Consider the following 22,397-nt stretch of genomic DNA (forward strand, 5'->3'; position numbering starts at 1 on the left):
GCCGCACTCAATAATGGCTAAACAATCCCCGGCGGCAAGCCGCTGGTACAGACGGCAACGACCTTAGCGTCTTCTACGCTGGTAGACAGGTAGATATGCCCGATGCCGCTGTCAAAATAAGCAGACTCGTGGGTTTCCAGAAACAGGGTTTCGCCGTTCTCAAACTGAATGGCGATAGAGCCAGACAGAACAATCACAAATTCCTGCCCGGCATGGCGGATATAGTCGTCGAACTCACTGGCATCGCGTGAATCAATCACGGCCAGAATCGGGTTCATATGCTTGCCGGTCAATTCGCCAAACAACAAGCCATATTCGTAGTTACGCGTGGCGTAGCCTGGGGTGGCGGTTGATTTATGGCTGGAAATGCCCACTTCAGTAGTGGGTAGAGGCTGGGCAGTTTCCCCATCCGGGACGGCAAACAGGGAGCCCACTTCTATATTCAGGGCGCGGGCCAGCACCACAAACTTTTCATAGCTTAAAGTGACCTGCCCCAGTTCTGCTTTGGAAATAGTAGAAAGCGCCAAGCCCGTTTTTTCAGCCACCTGCTTCAGTGTCTGTTTTTGATTATGTCGGGCTTGGCGCAGGCGCGTTCCTACCTGTTCCTTGCTGAGCAGTTCATTACGTAGCATTCCTGGATTGTAAGCGGCGCAAACGGAACCAGGCAATCAGAATCCAGGCCATCAACACGAAGCCCAAGTAGCCAAAGAAGGGGTACACCGTGCCCACCAAATTGATGAAACCGATCTTGGCTCCCACCAGTCCCAGCACACCGGCAACGGCCGTTCCAATATTGAATTTGCGCGTATTAGGCGTAAAGATGCGGGCCGAAAAGGAATACAGCACCCCTACCGAGGTCGTCAGAATCATGGCGAAAATCACCACGGACATCAGCGTCCCTAACACCCGAGACTGCTCGGTGGCCAGCATCAACATGGGCAAGGCGGCCGAACCAATGGTGTCGATGCGCCCAAATACGCCCGCACTGATCAGCACGATCAACACACCCAGCAATAAACCGCCCACCAGACCACCCAACAAGGCATTACGACGCGAGGTAGCTTGCGAACCGGCAATCATCAAAAACGGCGCCCCCACCACCATGTTGTAAGACACGTAGAGCAAGGCGGCGACTAACCAGTGACCAGCCCCTTGAGGCTTGGTATGGGCAATCACGTCCAGTTCTTGCAAGGGCAAGGTGCGCGTATTCCAGCTGTAAATGCACAAAAACACCACCATCAACACCAGGATGGGCGTGACGCTACCAATAAAGGCCAGCACGCGGTCCACTCGCAAAAACACCACCAGGACCGTAACCAGCATCACGGCAAGACTGCCGTACTCAGCAGGCACGCCCCATTGCTGCTCCATCAAGGAACCGCCACCTGCAAACATCACGACGGCAATCGCGTACATGAAAAAGGTGATCAAGACATCCACCACCACACCCATGCGCGGGCCGCAAATCAAATACAAACCCTCTTTAAACGAATGCGACACCGAGACCTGGCTTAACTCCCCCACCGCCATGCCCAGTATCGTGAAGCACACACCACTGACCACCCCTCCCAACAGCCCCCAATACCCAAAGCTGCTGAAAAACTGCAATATCTCTTGTCCTGATGCAAAGCCGGCCCCCACCACCACGCCGACAAAAGCCATCGCTATGCCCAGGATATTTTTTATATTCGACATGCTTTCTCCTCCGGGAGATCAAAGTGCTGCTGTTTTTATGTTCTGAAACGAGCGGGAGACACAATGGCAGGATCAATATCCAGCGCCTTCAAGGAGTCCGGCAGATCCTGTTGCTGCAACAAGCTGGCCGCCAACAAAGACGCACCGGCCGCTGTTTGAATGCCATAACCGCCTTGACCCGCCAACCAGAAAAAACCTGGGCAGTCTGCGTCTGGCCCAATCACGAGTTCTCCATCGGGAGCAAAGCTGCGCAGCCCCGCCCAGGTATGGCTAGGGCGACGAATTCGAAGCTGAGTGCGCTCTTCAATGCGGTAAATGCCGGTCGCCACATCCAATTCCTCGGCAACCACATCATGGGCATCTACATCGTCCGCATTGGCCGGCGAACCCAACAACATGCCCGCATCGGGTTTGAAGTAAAACTCTTCGCCAATATCAATGACAGCCGGCCAGTCGCGGTGGTCCACGCCTTCCGGAGGCGAAAACAGAAAGGCAGATCGGCGCTTGGGTTGAATGCCTAAAGGATTAAGACCACAACGCTCAGCCAGCGTGTCGGCCCATGCACCCGCCGCATTCACCAGTACCCGAGTGCGCAAGGGCTCAGGCTGGGAGCTCAGTTGGACTTCCCAAGATTCGCCGTCCCACTGCGCCGACACTACTTCTGTATCCAGACGCAGCGCTACGCCCTTGGCTTGGGCTCCTTTTAAAAAGCCTTGATGCAGCGCATGTACGTCCATGTCCTGACCTTGAGAGTCATACAAGCCGCCCACTAACTGAGCCGGGTCCAGGCACGGAACCATGGCCAAGGCTTCTTCGGCGGTCAGTCTGCTCACATCCAGACCTTGGCCGTGCCAATCTTGATACTGGCTGTCCAGCAAATCCTGCTGCTCGGCAGTACCTATGTACAGCACGCCCCGAGGCATCAAAATTGCGTGATCCGTGAAACCTTCAGGCGGATGGCTGAAAAAATCGTTACCCGCAACCGTCAGGGCGCGGATCGTCTCGGTACCGTAAGTTTCAACAAACATGGCGGCCGAACGTCCCGTGGAGTGATACGCAGCATGGGACTCTCTTTCCAGAACCAGCACTTGGGCGCTTTCAGGCAAACGGTAGGCCAACGACACACCCGCCATCCCGGCTCCAACAATTACGTAGTCATACACCATAAAATTCTCATATCCGATAATTGAGCGCCCATAGTAGGTCTTTCCCAGAAAAACATCCAAGAGGGTTTTTACTAGGCGGACACTTTCTGGCGAAACCGAGCCTTATTTCAAGCCGCTTCCACGTCATTTAGCGCCTCTAAAGGGATGGTTTCTCCCTGTTTTCAAAGATAGCGACAAGAAGGTAGAGACAGGGGGGCAGCACAGTCCCAAAACCCGTATCCAGCCGGCAAATTATTCAAACGTCACGAAACCTCTTTGAAAACCGGCGGGGGCAACAGATAGGATTGCGGTCAAAAAAGAAAAAAAACCTTCTGACTCGAACAAGTCAGAAGGCAAAAAAGCGCCCGTCTGTGCTCGACAGGCCGCTTTTGGGAAGAAAGACTTAATGAATATTCAGTTCAAACACGGCCGCAGGAGAACCGGCAAATACAATGCTGCCCTTTTTGGGCAAACGCACCGGACCGGCTCCATCCAACAAACTGTAATGAACACACGCCCCTTCTGCGTCATACACGGCGTAAGCGCTTTTTTCCGCTAAATTCACGTACAGCATCTGCTCGGCGGTCTGCTCATCCAGCATGAACCATTGTGCAAAACCAGTGGCTCCGATCTGCACCCGAGAGGTCTTTGTCGACAAAGCCGGGATAGCCTGCTCACTGAGCATTAAATCGTTGTTGAGCAGCAGATACTCCTGGCCGTCATGCAGCTCAAAGCTGGCATGCTGGGTTTCGCGACCCGCCTGCCCCGGAATTTGCACTTCACTGGCCGCGGTATACGCATCACGAATACGCAACGCTCCCACATAACCCGCCAGCTCCTTGCTTAAGGTCAGCTTGGCCCCTGGCAGCCCGTCCACAAAGTAATACTCCGAGTTATAGAGATACTTCAGCGGAAAGTAACGCAAGCCATCGCGTTGTGCCCACACCGTCTGAATCGCTTTATCCAAAACGTTTGGCTGCAGTTTCTGAGCTCGGTACGCGGATTCCGCATTCTGGCCTAAACCCTTGTCCATTTCATAACGTCGATCCCACAAATAGGTATGACCATTGGGGGCCTCCATGAACTCAATGCGAATGGCGCGCTTGGCATCCACAAAGCCCATCTGCCCGTCGTACTGATAGTGCTCCGTTTCCTGCGTTTCGGTCTCGATACGCAAGGCGCCATTCGCCTGAATATCAAGCTTCATCAAGGAGCCGCTATCGCCGTACACACCGGCATAGCGCATTAATTGTGTTGGCATGGAGGCGCCCGCCTCAAACGGAAAGGACTTTGTACTGATGGCAGACAAGTCAAACCCTTTCAGTTCCAGGGCCTTGAGCAGGATTTGTGTTGCCATCAACTGATTTGTGCCGCTATTTCCACCTGCGCTCAGCACAACGGCAGCTATATTCAATTTGGGCACCACCACCAAAATCGCATGATGGGCGCTGATATCCCCGCCTTTGGCCAAGGCCTGAATGCCCAGATCATTAAAAGGATAAAGCTTGACGCTGTCCCAACCCAAACCGTAGTTACCGCTATCGTCCACGTCCTTAGGCCATAAGCCACGCAAGTATTCCGGGGCTTGCATCGCCTCACGCGATTGAGGGGATAAAAGAGCCGGGCCGTCTTGCATGAACAGGCGAGCAAAATTGGCCATATCTTCAGCCGTGGAATTAACACCTCCCGAGGCAATCACGTTGTAGTGAATCCACGGCAAACCATGGTCGCGGCCTGGCCACTTCAAGCGCGCATAATTGTCGCCCGGCCCGCTTACCGGAGTGCTGGTATGTGTCATGCCCAAAGGCTCGTTAAACGAGGCCTGGATATAGTCGGTGAAACTTTGTCCGCTTAGCTGCTCAACCAGCTTCTCTGCCAAGGTAAAGCAACTATTGCAGTACACGGAAAATGCACCGGGATCAGCATTCAAGGTTTGCAGGACCAGGGTATCCAGGAACTGCTCGTAACCCTTGATATTGTTATCGCCCATGAACAGCGAGTCATTGATGACGTCATCCCCCCGTAAACCAGCGGAGTGATTCAGCAGCATGCGGGCCGTAATCTGCTGATAACGTGGGTCCGCCATGCGAAAGTTCGGTACGTACTGGTAGATAGGCGTATCCAGATCCAGCTTGCCCTCTTGCACCAGCTTCATGACGCTGGCTGCCCCAAACATCTTGCTGACAGAGCCAATGGCATACACCGTCTCATGGTCCAAGGGCGTGTCGTTCTCGCCTGCATACCCGGACAACACAATGGTGTTGTTCTCAATCAAGGCGTATTGCAGGCTAGTAATGTTCGGGCGCAACGCCACTTTGCGTGCCATTTCCTGAACATGACGGCTTAGCTCCGCCAGCGCGCGACTGCTTTGTAATGATTCACTGGTGGCAGGCTGTGTGTCAGCCATAACAGGCACAGCGGTGGCACAAAGAGCAATCAGGGCCAAGGCCTGCGTCGCTTTTTTCAGCCGTATCGTTAACATGGGATTTCCGTAGCAATAAAGCAAACAAGGATTAAGGGGCGTGACCTCGCTTTAGCAGGGTCCACGTCACTATCTCCACGCGCCCGGACAACGCGCATACGCTGCTTTAAGGACGCACAAGACAGACCGAATCATGCCCATGCATCGTGATGACTTGATGGAGTATTTTTAACCAAATAATTCTAAATGCGTCTAAATAACACAGACGACAAGTTTTTGTGTGTGCTTCTGAAAAGCAGAACGCCAGCCTGTGTAGCCTTGCCATCTCAGCCAAGAGCCTATAATTGGCACAAAATTTGCTTATACGTCAATGCCTTTGAACTATGAATCAAATAAAACAAGGCATTAGAGCTGAACAAGATGCTGGTTCAAGCCCGTATCCCTTCCCCGTTCTCACTTACATTTAATTCAAACAAGAGCGGCAAAAAAGCGAATCAGCTTGAGCTCAGAAATACACCTTCACCAAGAAAATACAGATGAGTGTCCCCCTAAAGCGTGCGTAGATGCGAACGTTAAGCACTAAGCCTCTTTGATCTCCTTCTACCGCTTGAGTCCTGAACCGTCTATTCAGCCGCCATATAACTGTCACTTTAAGATTACAATTTCATGCTCGTTATAAGCATATGTATATAACCCTTGTTTTAGATCAAATTTGCTCTGAACAGAGGTTTCTTGACCCCTTGGGCTGTCTATACCATGCGTACTGAGTGTGACATCAAGTTATTTGGCACATTTATTTAATAATTATGGGTAATGTCTATGAAAGCCTTGTCCAAGACTCTGATTCTTGCGCTAATTGGGCTGGGGGCCGCTTATGGTGGCTCTCAGCTCATACTGTCGCAACGCAGCATCGTCTCCTCATCGGCAAACACAATCAATCTTGATGATGAAACCTTGATCCAGCAGGGAGCCTACATCTCCCGCACAGGCGACTGTGTTGCCTGTCATACCGTTCCTGGTGGCCAAAAGTATGCAGGCGGCCTGGCCATGCAAACTCCGCTGGGAGCCATTTATTCGACCAATATCACGCCGGACAAAGCGACAGGCATAGGCAACTACAGCCTGGACGAGTTCAAAACCGCTGTTCAGCACGGTGTGCGTAAAGACGGGGCTGCCTTGTATCCGGCCATGCCCTACCCCTCCTACGCCATCATGAGCGAGCAAGACATGGACGCCTTGTACGCCTATTTCATGCGTGGGGTTCCGGCGGTCAAACAAGAAAATGCCGCACCGACACTGCCCAAGCTGTTTCAGATGCGCTGGACCATCGCTTTCTGGCAATGGATGTTCGCCCCCAAGGACCAACAATTTATCGCTGAGGAAGGACTGGATGAGCTGAAAAACCGTGGAGCCTATCTTGTTCAAGGCCCGGGTCACTGCGGCGCCTGTCATACCCCGCGTGGACTGGCCTACCAAGAACTGGCCCTGAGCCTGAAGGAGGGTGACGATTACCTGTCTGGCGCTGTCATTGATGGCTGGCGCGCCAAAAGCTTGCGCGGAGAAGGCCGTGGTCTGGCAAGCTGGTCCGAGGCTGAGCTGCTGGACTTCTTTGCCACCGGCCGCACGGACAAAGTGGCCGCTTTTGGGGCAATGACTGACGTGGTGGAACACAGCACCCAGCACATGAGCGCACAGGATCAAAACGCGATGGTCCAGTACCTGAAGTCCCTGCCCCCCGTCAAAGGTCGTAACCCAGACATCCCCCATCAAACCGATACCACTACTGCCGCTCTCTTGGCGGGTGATTACACATCGCCCGGCGCCTGGCTGTATGCCGCTCACTGTGTCACCTGTCACCGCGCAGACGGCAAGGGTGTGCCGCGCATCTTCCCGGCGCTGGCAGGCAACTCTGCTGTGTTTGCAAACAACCCGCAGTCGGTGATTCAAGTCACTTTGGAGGGGGGGCGCATGCCTGAAAACAAGGTCGACAAAATGACCTTCACCATGCCAGCTTTCCGTCATCTGGGCGACCAGGAAGTGGCAGATCTAGTTAATTTCATTCGCACTAGCTGGACCAACAAGGCCCCTACCGTCAAAGCCACCGACGTTGCCCATATCCGCCAGTTTGTTGCCAATAAAGCGCCTCATATCCTGCCCGAAGGAGCCCGCCATGAGTAAAGCCAAAACCGTGTCCATTCTGGCTGTGGCAGTAGCTGGGCTTGCCGCTGGCAGCTGGTATGCCTTTGCCAGCCCCACCTTGACCGGGCCAACGTCCTCCAGCTATCCCATCATTGATGTAGAAAGCAAACAGGTCATTGGGCAGTACACCATCCCGTCAGACCTGCTGATTGAAAAAGAGCCCGATGCAGAAGCTATTTTGTACGGCAAGCGCCTGCTGAACGAGACCCGTCGTTTACTGCCAGACAATGTGGGCGCGGCCATGAACTGCAATAGCTGCCACGTCGACCAGGGCAAAGCACCGCGCGGCGCTCACTACATCAACAGCTTTGTAAGCTACCCCAAAGTCATGCCGCGCTCGGGCAAGATGGTGGATCTGGCTGGTCGTATCAACGGCTGCTTCATGCGCTCCATGAACGGCAAAGCCCTGCCCGTGGATTCAGCTGAAATGCAAGGCATGCTGGCCTATATGAAATGGCTGAGTCAAGGTGTCCAGGTCGGCCAAAAAGTGCAGGTTCCTATTGACGGCCCACTGGACGAAAGCCTGGTTCCCAACACGGTACGAGGGCAAGCGCTGTATGCCGCCCAATGCGCCAGCTGCCACGGCATGAACGGGGAAGGCTTGAAGGACGAACGCGGCGATATTGTGTTCCCGCCACTGTGGGGCGATGAGTCTTTTAATATCGGAGCTGGCATGGCCCGCACCTATAAGGCGGCCGTTTTCATTAAATACAATATGCCGATGAGTGTGGCTTCCCATGGCGCGTGGGGCCAAGGGGGCGTGTTGCAAGATCAGGATGCGGTCGATATTGCGGAGTATTTCACCCATATGCCACGGCCTGACTTTGCAGGCAAAGTCAACGACTGGCCCAATGGTAAAAAGCCCAAGGATGCTCGCTACTAAAGCCGCTTAGCCCCTGCTTGGGACAGCCTGAAAGGGCGTAAGCAAGCTCTCCCAAGCCACTAAAACAGCCCTTTTTAAAAGGGCTGTTTTTTTATGGGAACCTTACCAGCGCTATCGCCCCCTCACCCGGACCTGCCCGCAACAGCCACAATCAGGTAGCATCTTTTTTCTGCCTTTGCCGATTTCACCTTACTGGTCAGCTCAACTTATGATCCATGGAAAGACCCTAGAAGCCTGGCAACACAGCCACCCGCTTATCCGCGACCTGATCGCCCTGAAAGAGAGCAACTGGTTCAATCCGGGTATTGCTTCCAGCGCCCAAGCCTTGTCAGACGTCGGGCTGACCGCCACTGATGTGCAAGCGGCCAGCGCGCGACTGCAACGCTTTGCGCCGTATTTAAGGAGCGTATTTCCCGATACGGCCGCCAGTGGTGGAATTATTGAGTCCCCTCTTTACCCACTCCCTCATCTGCGTCAGTCCTTGATTAAAGAGAATGGGCTGGAACACGTAGGCGCTTTATGGCTGAAAGCCGATAGCGAACTACCCATTTCCGGCTCCATCAAAGCCCGTGGCGGCATTCATGAAGTCCTGAAACACGCAGAAGACCTGGCTTTGCAAGCCGGACTCATCAGTCTGGACGAAGACTACAGCAAGCTGGCCAGCGAGAACGCTCGCCAGTTCTTTCAGCAATACTCAATTGCGGTCGGTTCAACTGGCAATCTGGGCTTGTCCATTGGCATCATGAGTGCGCAGCTTGGATTCAAAGTCAGCGTGCACATGTCTGCAGATGCCAGGCAATGGAAAAAAGACAAGTTGCGCAGCCACGGCGTGACGGTTGTCGAACATCAATCTGACTACAGCGTCGCGGTGGAGCAAGGACGCGAACAAGCCGCCGCTGATCCACGCTGCTATTTTGTGGATGACGAGAATTCCCCCGACCTGTTTTTGGGCTATGCCGTTGCGGCCGAGCGACTGGCTACGCAGTTCCAGCAAGCTGACATTCGCATCGACGCCGAACACCCTCTTTTTGTGTATCTGCCCTGCGGGGTAGGCGGTGGCCCGGGGGGCGTCGCCTTTGGTTTGAAGCTGGTGTTTGGTGACGCAGTGCATTGCATCTTTGCCGAGCCCACCCATTCCCCCTGCATGCTGCTGGGCGTGTATACCGGCCTGCATGATCTGATCAGCGTGCAAGATTTTGGCATTGATAACATCACGGCTGCTGACGGGCTGGCCGTAGGACGCCCATCGGGTTTTGTGGGCAAAGCCATGCAAAGGCTGATTGACGGTTACTACACCGTGACCGATGAACAGTTGTACCGCTTGATGCTCATGGTCTATGAAAACGACAAGGTGAAACTGGAGCCATCCGCCTTGGCAGGGGCCCCAGGAATGGTCCGTGTACTGAAATCACCCGAATATGTGCAGCGTATGGGATTGACGGATACGCAACTGAGCCAAGCGACTCATCTGATTTGGGGCACAGGCGGCAGCATGGTGCCAGACGAGGAGTTTCAGGCTTACTTGGACAAGGGGCGCCAACAAGCAAGCCTGGATTAAGCGCGGCGCACCACGCTTAGTTGGCCTTTCCCTGATGCGCTTTGAGCTGTTGCGCCCGCTCGCTCACAGCAAGTTTTTGATTGGCCGGATCATTCGCGTAGTCCAGCCATTCCTTGATGATGGGATGCTGATCCAGGGCGTAGGCATCCCGTGCCAGGCCCAGTGCTTTATCCAGTTGGATAGGGCCACATATGCCGCTGAAATAATGCTGGGACAGAGCCACTTTAGCGTGTGGAAGGTTCATGTCACTACCGCGCTTCAACCAGTTCTGCCCGGTACGAACCACGCTGCAATTAGTGTAGTGCTGACCAATTTCATAATAGGTTCTGCCCAGAGCCATGATGGAAGCCTCGTCACCCTGCTCGGCCGCATGCGCAACCTCCAGCAGTTTCTCCCGGCTAATGGGCATACCAGGATAAAACGTCTCCATTGCCGTCAGATAGCGGATATCAGGGTTGCCGCCAGTCACCTGCTTGCTAAGCACTTGCTCGCCTGTCGGCCCCTTGTAATTGGCCCCGCAAGACGCAGGATACGGCCCTTGTGGATTCAAGCAAGCAGCTTGCTCCGCATAGCGTTCTGACAAGATGTCGGAGGTGACGCAGCCGCCAAGCGCAAGCACAAGCACGGGAGTCAAAATAGATTTTGCGAAGTTAAGCACGATAGATTGTTCCTGCCAGCAGCTCAGTAATTGTTTTTTCTGTTTTTTCTGTATATGGCATTCAAGAAAACATAAAAGAAGGCCCTAGCACGAGCGCCCCCTTCAAAACGTGTCATGCAGCAACGAGCTACCGAACCCGCCTCCTGAATGGCAGCATACAGAAAGTCAGGATGGCTCTGCGGGGTCTGGCTGCGTATGATCATGCCCGCATTGGCCACATTTTCGGCGCGGGATCGGCGAATAGGTGGTAAACAAGCCCGGGCTTCCCATAAAGGGAGAAACATCGCATTTAGGGCAGCTAAAAGCCGTCATCGCGACCAGGCCCTGACCCAATATATAAACGCCAAACACCAGAAAGCTAAAGGTTCCCAGCGCCCGATCAAGTACCGGTATCCAGAAAGAAAACGTACACAGCACCAGGACATTGAACACCGTAAATAACCAGGCTTTTTTGTAGAGCGACATCCCTAACCTTTCTATTTAGCACCAGCACGAACTGGGCCAAAATGTTGATTCAAGGTGGGCTAGTTTACGGGATTGAAGCCAGGTCAGAACCCCTCGGAAGAAGCTGGTCACAATTTTGATAGAAAAACTGGGGGTGGGCCTGCTCCACACCGCTTACCCAAAAGAAGAAGTGCCATCTTCTGGCAATACCCGTCCTTCATCATCTACGCTCACTCAACCACATCCAGAACCCACTATGAGCCCCGCTATCTATCGTGTGTTTACCTTTCGCCCCGCTGGGCATAGCTTGTGGCGCACTATCAGCGCTGTGTTACTTCCCTTGGCCCTAGTGGCTTGCGGCAGCAGTACAGGCAGTCAAGAAGAGGACACCGCCTCTCTTGTTCCGCCCCCACCCACAGAGGAAACACCAGCGTCGCGCAATACCGCCTATCTGGATGCCCAACCGGGCGAAGTCCTGAAAGTTCGCATCGAGGAGCTGCGTCCCACACAGTCAGCCATTGGCTACGATCAGGTCTACTACAAGCTGGGCCGTTGGCAAGGCGATCTCCAACGATCAAGCTGGGCGAATGACAGCAAAAAGCAGTTGGATTACCTGAACCGCACAATAGGTAAAAAGTTCGATGATTACTGTGAAGATGTAGGCGGCACCGAACGAGCAGAGAAGTTTCTGAGCATTGCCGAAGTGCAAGCCGCCCGCCTGGATCAACCCACTACCTTCCTGTGCAAAGATGCCCCTGGCACCCAAACCGCTAAACTGAAAACCGTGGTTGTGGGCTGGGACGGGAATCTTTACCTGACTGATGGCCACCATACCTTTTCATCGCTACGTGAAATCCCCGACGGTGGACCTAAGCTGCCTGTGTGGGTGAAAGTAGATGCCAACTACAGCGCTCTGCCCGACGCCACCGCATTCTGGCAACGCATGATCGAAGACCGGCGCGTTTGGCTGCGAGACGGCCAGAACCAAGCCATCACCGTTGATCAGCTACCTGCACGCCTAGGGCTGGCCACGCCACAAGAGAGCGGCGGCATGCAAGAAGATCCGTATCGCTCGCTGGTCTATTTCACCCGTGACATTGCCTATGGCAACGGAGACTTGCCTGAATACGCCGAGTTTCTATGGGGCGATTGGTTACGTCGTCAGGTCTCTGCCAATGAGCTGCCAAGCCTAGCGCAATACATGATGGCGCCCCCTGCTACACCCGAGCAGATACTGGCGCCCAGTACCTTGAACAAGTCCCTGAAACCGGGCGGCTCGGACAAGAGCTATGCCGCAGCGGTACGTGATGCGTCCTTAAAAATGGCAGCACTACAGGATGATGAGCCGGTATTCGAAGACCGAACCGCCGCCTCTTTGGCACGTATTGTTTTGGAAGCCGATGCCGCCAGCGACTCACCCACCAAGACGGCCCGCGATACGCTGGAGGAGTTGCCACGCAATGATGTCAAATCAGATGGCAGCCCCCGAGGTGCTGGCAAGCTGTGGTTCGCCGTGAATTATCGCAACTGCGGAAAACCGGCAGCGGGCACTTGCTGGGGCTGGTAGATTGCACGACACCTTCCTGGCAAGCCGTCTGAATAGCCCACTGATGCGGAATGAAAGTACACGTTATCCAGACCTTGCCACAAGGGCTACATAAGCGGTCGCCGCTGCATTCACAGTCCGCCTTCACGGCGGATTTGATGCCCGCTGATACTTCACGAGTATCTCTCAGACCACGCCCCCAGCCTCAGTCAAAGGCAGGCAGATTCACTTTTTTTGCTTGAAATGCTCTTCCAGGCGTCGAATGCGGGATTTGATTTCCGCTTTGTCAAAAGCATCTTTGATCGCCTGGGTATTGAGCAATCTTTGCTGTTCGCTGGCGGGCAAGTCATCCCACAAGCTCAGTAAAGAGGCGCCTAAAAAGCCCAAGATCAATTGGTCTTCTTTATCCAGCTGATCTACCGCCCGAGACACGGCCAGAGCCTTGAGCTGGGAGCCACCGTCCTCGTCCCACTGCTGCTTTTCTGACGATATTTTTGTGCTCATGATCCACCCCAAACGGCTGATTAAGGAGCACTCAGTATAGGCTTGCAAGACTTTTTCAACTGAATTAACTTCAATCGAACAGACTTATTTTTTATTAAAATACAATGACTTACAAATGAGCATGGTGTGGATTTTCAGAACACGTCTAGTATGAAGATAGACCTTCTCGAGAACACCGTGAAGGAGCTACTGACGCTGTCACTCAGACTTTCTGACATGCATGCTGTCAGTCATGGCAGGAGTGCCTATGACTTACTACCTCCGGTCCACAGGAACCCAAGCTAACTTGCTTCGCTTCCCCCTTCAATCGGCTAGCGAAGCTGCCGAGCCTACTTCCCCAGATCCCCGCGACAAGCGCCCCGTCGAAATCGAACGTGTTGAAGATGAAGATCAAGCACAGCCGAACCCAGACGAGCGTACAGGCCAGGACGGTCCCCGAAACCCTCCCCCTGCGCAAAAAAATCAGTCCCTGTTGAACTGATCCCTTTCGCGGCACCGCAAGGCGGTCTTTTGCTGCCTGCGTTTAGCTCGCCGCGACGACGTTCTTTATATTGGAGTTATGACATGACACAATCCAACCAAAAACCCGAGCAAGCTCCCAAATCCCCCCAACAGCCTTCACCCGCTCCTGATCACAAAGCCGCCATGCATCCCGAAAAGCATGACGAGAAAAAGGACAGCAAAGTCCCGCAGGATCAGCCAAAAGGCAAGTAAGTAATGCTGCGCAGGCTCGCCCCAACGGGTCTGCTCCCCCAAGACCATCCCTTTCCCGCTCAGTTGATTATTCAGCCCAGCATCGCTCTGCCCCTAACACGTCGAACAAAAGCGCAGAACAACAATAAAAAAATGTAGATCACTCCAGCTTTATGACTGGAGCCACTCCTTAGAGGAGAAAACAGTGCATTATCAGGTTCCACAAACGCTGTGCGTTCTATGCCAGCTGTTACCCCTATCCAAATCACGCAGTCGCAAACACGAATCCATGGTCGTTGCCTGCGGTTCCTCAAAAAGAGACGACGAAGCTAAAAAAGCCCTTTATCAGTGCTCCAGTTGCAAGACATTGTGGCTGTACGAGCAAGACCGATGGGGAGCTTGCCTGGGTTTCAAACTCTGGCCCGGCGGCCTGCAGGATTTCAAGCATTAGCTGCCCCGCTTCTAAATACACAAAAGGGCCCGCAATGATGTCATTGCGGGCCCTTTTCATATCAGAAATAAAAGAGCGGCTACAGTCTCTAGAGCTTATCGGCCCCGAGCGGCCCCTCTTCCAGTGGGTTTATGATCGTGAGCGGCGCTGGCTCGTTTGATCCCTTCGTTGGGGGCCTGAGCTGGCCAACCCGGTTTGACCTGAGTGGGATCAGACTTGCGTACACTTGCTTTTTTAGGCGCCTTACCTTTCTTGTCCATTGTGACCTCCATTGGTCAATGGCGGCTCCAACAAATGTCAGAGCAGTAATACAGCATAGATCATTAGGCAATAAATAGCTTGTTTATCTACGCTATATCAAGGCGATACGTCCAAACCGGCTAGGGGTTTGTAGGAATAACTTTATCCGTCGCAAAACCTTGCGAGGCCGCAAAATCCAATAGCTGCTTCACAACCGCTTGATCAGCTGTCTTGTCCCGCGCCAGCACCCACAAATACTTGCGATCAGGCGTTCCCACCAAGGAATACTGATAATCCCCTTGCAGCTTCATAATCCAGTAATCCCCCCAGACCATCGGGAACCAAGAGAGCCACTTAGGCGCGAAGCGAACTTCCAATATGGCCGGATCTTCAGGATTGACACTGCTGTTCAGACGCCCTTCACCAAGCGCTTCTTTCACACTGCCATCCTTGGCGCGACAACGATTGGTGACCTGAATCGACTTGTCCTGGCCCATCACATAATCCGCCTGTACGTCGCCGACACACTCACGCTGAAAATTATTGGGTAGGCGTGCTTGTTCGTACCAGGTGCCCATGTACTTGTTCAAATCCACCTCTTTCTGGGTCGCCAAATCAGCGGGAGAGGAGGTGCAAGCCATCAGGGGCATCAACAACAACAGCGCAAAACCTGTTCTCATCACAATTCTCCTTGAAAGACCTCTTGAGAATACGCCAATGTTGAACCACAAACTGTTATGAAATGAAGGAATTAAGGATTAAAGCGAGATAAGACAGCACAGGCCTCCAAAGAACAGGCGGGCGCGGCCGTAGCAAACCGCCGTATCACTCGCGTAGCAGCCAATCAAAATCCTGTTTACGAGGCAAAGCGGTAAGGCTCAGACAAGCAACGTGTCTCATGGTCACGCTAAATAAAGTAGATATCGACGGTTTCCCGCCCTGAGCCCTGCACGCTTAGGGTTCAGATGTAAAAAGTTAAAAACAAAAAAAGGGCCGACGCTCTAATTGCCGTCGACCGCCATCCTGACTTTTAGCGTTTAAAACTACTTTTGAAGTTCGTTAACGATTTCAAGATACAGAGCACTAAGGTACATCGCGTCTTGTGGTCTGCAAATCTCGCCGGCTCCCTCAGAAGAAATACCTTCATTTGTCTCCCCTACTTTCCTCAAAGAAATACAGCACACTACTGCCAGCATCAGCTCTTTAGCCAGAGCATGTGCTTGAGTGGAACTTAATGCCATGTTTGTTATTAATCCATTATCAATTACAAGGAGTCAGGAAATTAACACGCAAGGTGTCACGCAGTAGCAGCTGGACACGATATGTGACATAGCTAACTTGAGCGATTCTTTATATGACATTAACGAAACAAATTGATAAACCAGGAACCTAATCAATAGCGTGCTGACCCTGCGCGAGCAATCCCACTGACCACGTCAATAGCTCGTGACTGACCGCAGATCGTTCAAGGTACGATCTAAATAGAAGTAGAAAAGGCGATAAATCCAAACACAATACCTGGGAGATTCGCCACCACAATGGGCCAATCACGTTTAGGTTTCTTGTACAGCCCATATACGACCCAAAGTGAACAATTAAAACCAGCCACTAAAGGTTGTACCCAACTACCTTTGATCCCATTCAAATTATTGCTTATTTGGGGAAGGTAAGAGACATACATGGCAACCGCCGTAAATGTTGCCATCCAGCCCAAATACGTAAGCACTTTGCTATCCATAGCGACTCTCCAACCCAATTATTGAAATTTTCCCAAGCTATACCGCATACAAAGCACTACAAATTACTGGATGGAATATACAGCCTTTTATAAAAAACCAAGATTTATTGCCACTCAGTATTTTTATTCGGATAATTTTCAATCCAGGGATCTCGGCAAAAGGCTCACTTCAAGCCGCATCACATCATTGTTCGCAAGCACACATCCCCAAACATTTTTAATTTCTTGAATAGATAAATATCCGAATTTCTTAAACTATGAATGACGGAATCCATATAACTAGAAGAGCTCAACCTAGAAACGAATAAGCCCCACGCTTCGAAGGAAGATGGGGCTTACTATTTATCCAAACTGCGGCAATATGAGCAAACATGCCAAGCACTTTTCTAGTCAACGCCGGAGCTGCTCAGCACTAAAGGGCCTGAAACCGCTTTTAAATGGCATGTCTTTACCCGTCAAATGAGCAATATAAGGTAACAAGCCCCAAACTAGCCGCCCGACTTCACCGTAAAGACGACACTCAGACATTAGGTTACTGCTGTTACTTTTTTCCCCGATCCTAAAAATACGTCTCGCGCTAAAGTCAGATAAAGGCAAGAGCCTTGAGAATCACACTGTAGATTTCTTGACTCGTCTAGGCGTAGCCAGTACCTGTATCAAGCCTAAGCGAAGAAGCACTACAAGGGGAAAACTGGATCATGGCAGGATGAGCACAATGGGTCGGACGTTACGGCCCTCAAGGCTGCATACCCCTGGCCACCTCTATATGCCCCCATTAACGCTCAAACAAGACCTCAGCGAACGTGGTGTTCGCCAGCTTTATGGCTGTTCGGCCTGTCAGATGGTTGGGATTTAACAGCAGGATAGGTGGCAGGCCTGCTTAGGATTGAAGCTCTGCTCAAGCAGTATGAATAATTATTCTTTTGCGGGAAAACCGGCCTATCTCTCCGCCGTAAATACCGCCAATCGGTAGTACGCAGCGAGGGCCGACACATTCGTCTTAGACGCACAATGACCATCACATCATAGTGGCAGTGCCGCTCTCAAATGCTGTGAAAGTAATAGCTATGTAGTAACGAACTCTTTGAAACTCATTCCGCTTACGCCAGGTGAAAAAATGACTGACTCAACGACCATCCGTAAACTACTGATTACCTCAGCACTCAGCTTTGGATTAAGCGCAGGCGCCATGGCAGCCGACAAGGCGTCCCATCCCAATCTGTCTGCAACACCGGAAAATGCAACGCTAGAGAAGAAAACGCCAGGAGAGGCAAACGCTAAAGAAGTCGCCGATTACAAGACGAATGCTGGAAAACACACGAACGACGAAGAAATTTCTAAACGAATTAAAGCCGTCCTAGCGGGAGATAAAGGACTGCAGGGCCAAAACATTACTGTCGAGACTAAGGGTGGCGTCGCAACGATTGCCGGAACTGCCTCTGATGAAGACGCACTCAAGAAAACCGTAGCGGCAGCTGAAAAAGTGGAAGGCGTAACTAAGGTTGAAGCCGCCGGACTAAGAGTAAAAGCTGACTAACTCAGGGGCGCTCAGTTTCAACTGTGCGCCCCCAGAAATTAGCCCGAATGCGCGCGCTTGCCGGGATTTTTCTTGCTGCGCGTATGAGCGCCGCGCTCCTGGCTAACACGTTGGCCCCGGACCTGTGTGCTAAGGGTCACGCCTTTGGGAGGCGTGGGAGCAGGAGTACGTTTACGATCGGCTTCAGTAATAATTTTTGTACCCATGGGAATCTCTCCAGTTTGGTTAAACGTGCTTTTGTTTATCGTTCGCTTGGTCTTGCATGGCAGCAGGAAACAGGCAGAGGATATGCCCGGCAATGCATTAATGCGCAAAGACACTGCTGAGGCAATATCATGAAGGATGGCCTGCCGCCTACGCTAGCATAGCAGGCATTGAGCAAGCCGGCTCGAAAGGCCCCACGGGGCCGATGACGAACACCCATGGGGTGGTTCATTTCTACAAGACAACGTCCCTACTTCCGGCACTCCCGCTTTCAAACGGTGGCTGCCGTTTCTACTTGGCGCACTACAACTCGGACATAGGAATGGCCGCGTAACGTCACGCTACTCAGCAACAGACCTGGGGGGAGCTGATTGGGGATACAAACGGGGGGGACGGGGAGCAACTCGCAGGCACCCGTATTAACTCTACTGAAAAGGAGATCTGCGTGAGAGGTCACGTAAATGTCACGCACAATAGAACAAGGGCTTACAGCAATTAAGCTGTAAGCCCTTGTTAAATATGGTCGGAACGGAAGGATTTGAACCTTCGACCCCTTGCACCCCATGCAAGTGCGCTACCAGGCTGCGCTACGCCCCGAAAGAATTAAACTATAACCCTGTTCCTAACTTCTGGCAAGTGTTTTTTAGGTTTTTTCTTTCGATTTGAGATTTTCGATAGTCAATCTCAGTCCTGAAGAAATCCTGCACTGGCCTGAACAGTCGGTCTGATATGCAAGTAAGTATTTACTGCCTCGCAAAGCTTCAAAACCGTGAAGGCGAAAGTATACCTACTCGGTAAAAAAATGCAACGCTCTTGTTGATCAGCCCCCTGCTCCTGTCTGTGCTTGCCGCCACTGAGCCAGGCTAGGTCCTCCCGGATACAGCAAACGTTCCGAGGGCAGCCGCTCCCAAGGCAAATCTGTGGTGCGCATGGATACGCCCCCTGGCGCGGCGCCCACAATGATCTGGTCGCTAATGCTGCCAAAATCTGCCCTGAAGTGCACGGCACTTTTTAAAACCAGAATCTTCATGCTCTCCGGCTCTATACCCACAAAACGGAACATGCTTTGATCCGCCATTTGTGACTTATAGGACGCCAACACAATACGCACGCCCTCTATGCGCAAGCAGGCGCTGGGCCCTAAGTTCATGGCACAGCCCGCGTAGTAAGGTCCGGTCGCCCGGAATTGGCCATCGGACACGGACTCGATATAGAAGCGACCATGCAAAGGCATATCTCCCGGCACGCCGGATTTGCCGCCCAAAGCCAGTTCTATGGTTTGACCTGGACCTGCTCGATGAACCAAGGCGGCACTTTCCGGGTCCACGATCAGTCCCAAGGCCGCCCCCGATACGTTCGCCTTCAGCAAGGCGCGTAAGAGTCCACAGGTATCAGAACTGGCGCCACCACCAGGATTGTCGTGTGCATCGGCAATAATGACCGGAGCAGAACCTGCATGGTCCAAAGCCCACTGCACCGCCTCATCTGGCTCGTAAAGCCTGCCTTGAAAGCCTTCGGCCTTGCTGAGCACCTCATCCAGGAAACCAGCCAGACGGCTGTCTGCTTGCTCTTGTGTCGGTGCATAGGCCCACAGTACCGCTCCGCACTCAGGCACGTCCGCTGCCGGAAAGCCCATTGCAAAGGAGACACTGCCCTCGCCCTCTATCGCTTCCAGCTTGGAAAGGCTGTCATACAAGCTGGCGGCTGGCTCCATTTCCGTGCTTTGCCAAATAGCAGGAATCAGGAACGGCAAGCGATGCCAAGCCAGCTTGGGACGATTAGCACTGCGCATTCGCCGCATCAAAGCGTGAAAGCTACGCTCGCCTGTCTGCCCCATATCCACGTGCGGATAGGTTTTGTACGCCACCAAAACATCAGCCTGCGCCAGCATGGTGTCGCTGACGTTGGCATGTAAATCCAGACTGGCAACCAGAGGAACATGAGGCCCGATCATCTCTCGGACCAGAACCATCAAATGTCCCTCTCCGTCGTCTCTATGCTCGGCCACCATCGCCCCGTGCAAGTCCAGATACACCGCATCCACCGGCAAAACCTGTTTCAGCCGGTGCAGAATCTCCGCCACAATAGCCTCGTAGGTCATGGCCTCGACGGGCGCAGAGGGGCTGGCAGCCGCCCACAGTAACGGGACACAGTCGACTCCCGCCTGGGCAGCCGCAGCCATAAACCCGGCAGCGGGAATGTTGGCCCCACGCAAGGCTGGCTCTATGGCCTCCCCGCGGCACATCCCTGGCCACCCGCCCCCATGCTCAAAGTCTGCCATCGTGGCCATCGCGGGACCAAAGGTATTGGTCTCGTGCTGAAAACCCGCTACTGCAATACGCATCACTTGTCTCCGATTGGATGGTTAAGCTTGCCCTGCTAATTGCATGCACAACTGCTCGTAAATGTCCTTGGCCCCCAGAACATCATCGATGGCCACAGATTCGTCCGCGGTATGCGCCTGGGCCTCTTCACCTGGCCCCAAACCTATCGTCGGAATCCCGCGTCGCCCTGCAGATTCAGAACCATTGGTACAAAACCACCAGGTATCCATCTCTACCGGTCTCCCCGCCTTCTGCACAGCGTGCACCATCGCCTGTGCCAAGGGGGCTGCTTCATCCAGGCGCCAGGCGGGTAGATCCCGCGCAGGGCTGGCTTGCTCACCGGTATAAGTTTGTACCTGACTGTCCACTACTTCCAGCGAGAAACCCTCCACCCCCGCCGCCTGCAAACATTGCTCCATCTGTTTTAGAACAGATTCGCTGCTCTCGCCGACTAAGGTACGGCGGTCAAAGCGCACCGTGACCGAAGACGGTATCAAGGAAATGGACGGATGCGGGTCCGAAATAATATCGGTAGGCACCAGCAGCGCTTGGCCAACCTGCGCGTCCTGCGGCAAGGCCAAAACGTGCAAGGCCGCGATCGCCTTGGCAACTGCCTGAATCGGGTTCACCCCCAGATGCGGCAAGGCGGCGTGCGCAGGACGGCCTTGCAGACGCAGCAAAATTTCTTGACGCCCCTTTTGCCCTACCATGATGCGCAACCGTGAAGGCTCACAAATCACCACAGCGGCTGGTGTGCACTGCTCCAAAGCGTGTGACAAGGCAAAGCCTTCAATCACTTCTTCCATCACACTGGCCGACACCGCGATACGTTGTTTAAGCTTGCCGCTACGGGCTGCTGCCGCCGCTCCGCACAGTGCCGCGGCCAGGCCCGCCTTCATATCGCTGGTGCCGCGCCCGTACATGCGGCCATCCTTAATCACGGCCCCGAAAGGCTCCACCGTCCAGGTTCCGGCAATGGGCACCACATCCATATGGGCATCAAATAGCAGCGCCAAAGGTGCCTGTTCCGGGCCTACAAAGCCCAGCACCGAGCCCTTTTCGTCAACACGGATCTGATCAAATCCAAGCTCTTGCATGACCTTCTGCACGAAGTCCGCCATGTCCTGTTCTTGTCCGGACAGGCTGGGAATACGCACAAAGGCTTGCGTCAGGCTGACGGCATCCCAAGCCATGTCCACAGAAGTAGTTGCATTTAGGCCCATGGCACGACCGCTCCACGTTGCGAGCTGATCAGGCTATAGGCTTCCGGACGCCGATGTCGCTCAAAGTTGAATGTCGTGCTCTTGTAGGAATGGCACAGATCCAGATCACAACGAGCAATTGCCAGCTCATCACCTTTGGTCGAGCAGGACGCCACGATCTCGCCCGACGGGGCAATGATGGCACTGCCGCCAATCATCTCAATACCTTCTTCGCTGCCTGCTTTCGCTACCCCCACCACCCAGGTGCCATTTTGATAAGCACCGGCCTGCATCACTAAATGGTTATGGAACATGGACAAATCATCATGCTCTGGGGCGGGCGGATTATGTACGGGCGTGTTGTAGCCCAGCATGACCATTTCCACGCCTTTCAAACCCATGACGCGATACGTTTCTGACCAGCGGCGGTCATTGCACAAGGCCATGCCCATGACGCCCCCAAAGGCGGACCACACACCGAACTCATGGCCAGGCTCGAAATAGTATTTTTCAAGATGCTGAAAAGCACGCCAGGGTTCGTCCTGACCATGGCCGGGTAAATGAACCTTGCGATACTTGCCCACAATCGTGCCGGTTTTATCGACCAGAATGGAGACGTTAAAGCGCCGCTTTACGCCGTTCTCGACGACCAGTTCGGCGTAGCCCAGATAGAAGCCAATCTGCAAACGGGCCGCCGCATCGAACAAGGCTTGGGTATCTGGCCCCGGCATCTGGGTTTCGTAAAAACAATCAAAATCCGAAATATCTTCACTGAACCAACGGGGAAAAAACGTAGTCAGTGCCAACTCTGGAAAGACCACCACATCAACATCCATTTTTTTGGCCTGATGCAAATGGGCCAGCAAGCGATCAACCACCTGCTTTTTGCTTTCATTGCGCGCGATAGGGCCCAATTGAGCCGCTGCTACATTGACAAACCTGGACATGAAATTT

20 protein-coding genes and 1 tRNA gene are annotated in these 22,397 nt (G+C 53.2%); 7 read left to right on the forward strand and 14 right to left on the reverse strand.

The genetic code is table 11. The features are described 5' to 3' along the window. Positions 1–17: 17 nt before the first annotated feature. The 4 genes from AC1RSM_RS05170 to AC1RSM_RS05185 all read right to left on the reverse strand — a co-directional run bounded on the left by AC1RSM_RS05170 (position 18) and on the right by AC1RSM_RS05185 (position 5,322). Entirely contained in the window at positions 18–632 is a 615-nt protein-coding gene (locus AC1RSM_RS05170; RefSeq protein ID WP_492930129.1) for a helix-turn-helix domain-containing protein, read from the reverse strand. Beyond that, entirely contained in the window at positions 622–1,695 is a 1,074-nt protein-coding gene (locus tag AC1RSM_RS05175) for a YkvI family membrane protein (RefSeq protein ID WP_492930130.1), read from the reverse strand. Before AC1RSM_RS05175 ends, AC1RSM_RS05170 begins: the two co-directional genes overlap by 11 nt. A gap of 35 nt (positions 1,696–1,730) precedes the next feature. Next, positions 1,731–2,861, reverse strand: a complete 1,131-nt coding sequence (locus tag AC1RSM_RS05180; protein WP_492930132.1) for an NAD(P)/FAD-dependent oxidoreductase — start codon at positions 2,859–2,861, stop codon at positions 1,731–1,733. 382 nt (positions 2,862–3,243) lie between these two features. Then, a complete protein-coding gene (locus AC1RSM_RS05185) occupies positions 3,244–5,322 on the reverse strand; it encodes a serine hydrolase domain-containing protein (RefSeq protein WP_492930134.1) in 2,079 nt (692 codons plus the stop codon). A gap of 753 nt (positions 5,323–6,075) precedes the next feature. Here AC1RSM_RS05185 and AC1RSM_RS05190 point away from each other — a divergent pair. From AC1RSM_RS05190 to dsdA, 3 genes are all read left to right on the forward strand, one after another. After that, a complete protein-coding gene (locus tag AC1RSM_RS05190) occupies positions 6,076–7,440 on the forward strand; it encodes a cytochrome c (protein WP_492930136.1) in 1,365 nt (454 codons plus the stop codon). Then, a complete protein-coding gene (locus AC1RSM_RS05195; protein ID WP_492930138.1) occupies positions 7,433–8,344 on the forward strand; it encodes a c-type cytochrome in 912 nt (303 codons plus the stop codon). The genes AC1RSM_RS05190 and AC1RSM_RS05195 overlap by 8 nt, the downstream gene beginning before the upstream one ends. 208 nt (positions 8,345–8,552) lie before the next feature. Further along, entirely contained in the window at positions 8,553–9,902 is a 1,350-nt protein-coding gene (gene dsdA / locus AC1RSM_RS05200) for a D-serine ammonia-lyase (RefSeq protein ID WP_492930140.1), read from the forward strand. Between the two features lie 16 nt (positions 9,903–9,918). Here dsdA and AC1RSM_RS05205 read toward each other — a convergent pair whose 3' ends face one another. Both AC1RSM_RS05205 and AC1RSM_RS05210 read right to left on the reverse strand, forming a co-directional pair. Next, positions 9,919–10,560, reverse strand: coding sequence for a hypothetical protein (locus AC1RSM_RS05205; protein WP_492930142.1), 642 nt, complete (start codon positions 10,558–10,560; stop codon positions 9,919–9,921). A 165-nt stretch (positions 10,561–10,725) separates the two neighbouring features. Further along, positions 10,726–11,025 (reverse strand): hypothetical protein, encoded by a 300-nt coding sequence (locus AC1RSM_RS05210; RefSeq protein WP_492930143.1) that lies wholly within the window; start codon positions 11,023–11,025, stop codon positions 10,726–10,728. A 235-nt stretch (positions 11,026–11,260) separates the two neighbouring features. Between AC1RSM_RS05210 and AC1RSM_RS05215 the strand changes: the two genes are divergently transcribed. After that, positions 11,261–12,571 (forward strand): ParB/Srx family N-terminal domain-containing protein, encoded by a 1,311-nt coding sequence (locus AC1RSM_RS05215; protein ID WP_492930144.1) that lies wholly within the window; start codon positions 11,261–11,263, stop codon positions 12,569–12,571. Positions 12,572–12,775: 204 nt separating this feature from the next. Here the strand turns inward: AC1RSM_RS05215 and AC1RSM_RS05220 are convergent, their stop codons facing one another. Further along, on the reverse strand, positions 12,776–13,054 hold the full coding sequence (locus AC1RSM_RS05220; protein ID WP_492930145.1) for a hypothetical protein: 279 nt from the start codon (positions 13,052–13,054) through the stop codon (positions 12,776–12,778). A 247-nt stretch (positions 13,055–13,301) separates the two neighbouring features. Here AC1RSM_RS05220 and AC1RSM_RS05225 point away from each other — a divergent pair, with 247 nt between their 5' ends. Both AC1RSM_RS05225 and AC1RSM_RS05230 read left to right on the forward strand, forming a co-directional pair. After that, the gene (locus tag AC1RSM_RS05225; RefSeq protein WP_492930147.1) at positions 13,302–13,535 is read left to right on the forward strand and encodes a hypothetical protein; all 234 of its coding nucleotides are present in this window, start codon (positions 13,302–13,304) and stop codon (positions 13,533–13,535) included. Positions 13,536–13,618: 83 nt separating this feature from the next. Then, positions 13,619–13,768 (forward strand): hypothetical protein, encoded by a 150-nt coding sequence (locus AC1RSM_RS05230; RefSeq protein WP_492930149.1) that lies wholly within the window; start codon positions 13,619–13,621, stop codon positions 13,766–13,768. A gap of 810 nt (positions 13,769–14,578) precedes the next feature. On the opposite strand, the gene AC1RSM_RS05235 is transcribed toward AC1RSM_RS05230, so the two are convergent. Then, entirely contained in the window at positions 14,579–15,118 is a 540-nt protein-coding gene (locus AC1RSM_RS05235) for a lipocalin family protein (protein ID WP_492930151.1), read from the reverse strand. Positions 15,119–15,915: 797 nt separating this feature from the next. Beyond that, on the reverse strand, positions 15,916–16,176 hold the full coding sequence (locus AC1RSM_RS05240; protein WP_492930153.1) for a SemiSWEET family transporter: 261 nt from the start codon (positions 16,174–16,176) through the stop codon (positions 15,916–15,918). A 1,117-nt stretch (positions 16,177–17,293) separates the two neighbouring features. Between AC1RSM_RS05240 and AC1RSM_RS05245 the strand changes: the two genes are divergently transcribed. Next, positions 17,294–17,713, forward strand: coding sequence for a BON domain-containing protein (locus AC1RSM_RS05245; protein WP_492930155.1), 420 nt, complete (start codon positions 17,294–17,296; stop codon positions 17,711–17,713). Between the two features lie 38 nt (positions 17,714–17,751). On the opposite strand, the gene AC1RSM_RS05250 is transcribed toward AC1RSM_RS05245, so the two are convergent. From AC1RSM_RS05250 to AC1RSM_RS05270, 5 genes are all read right to left on the reverse strand, one after another. Then, positions 17,752–17,919 (reverse strand): hypothetical protein, encoded by a 168-nt coding sequence (locus AC1RSM_RS05250; protein WP_492930157.1) that lies wholly within the window; start codon positions 17,917–17,919, stop codon positions 17,752–17,754. Between the two features lie 518 nt (positions 17,920–18,437). Further along, positions 18,438–18,514, reverse strand: a tRNA-Pro gene (locus AC1RSM_RS05255). Positions 18,515–18,737: 223 nt separating this feature from the next. Further along, entirely contained in the window at positions 18,738–20,261 is a 1,524-nt protein-coding gene (locus tag AC1RSM_RS05260) for a M81 family metallopeptidase (RefSeq protein WP_492930159.1), read from the reverse strand. Positions 20,262–20,282: 21 nt separating this feature from the next. After that, positions 20,283–21,464, reverse strand: a complete 1,182-nt coding sequence (locus tag AC1RSM_RS05265) for a YgeY family selenium metabolism-linked hydrolase (protein WP_492930161.1) — start codon at positions 21,462–21,464, stop codon at positions 20,283–20,285. Next, a complete protein-coding gene (locus AC1RSM_RS05270) occupies positions 21,455–22,390 on the reverse strand; it encodes an N-carbamoyl-D-amino-acid hydrolase (RefSeq protein WP_492930163.1) in 936 nt (311 codons plus the stop codon). Before AC1RSM_RS05270 ends, AC1RSM_RS05265 begins: the two co-directional genes overlap by 10 nt. Between the last annotated feature and the right edge of the window lie 7 nt (positions 22,391–22,397).

This window comes from Alcaligenes sp. GW821-FHT11D07, assembly GCF_058808495.1.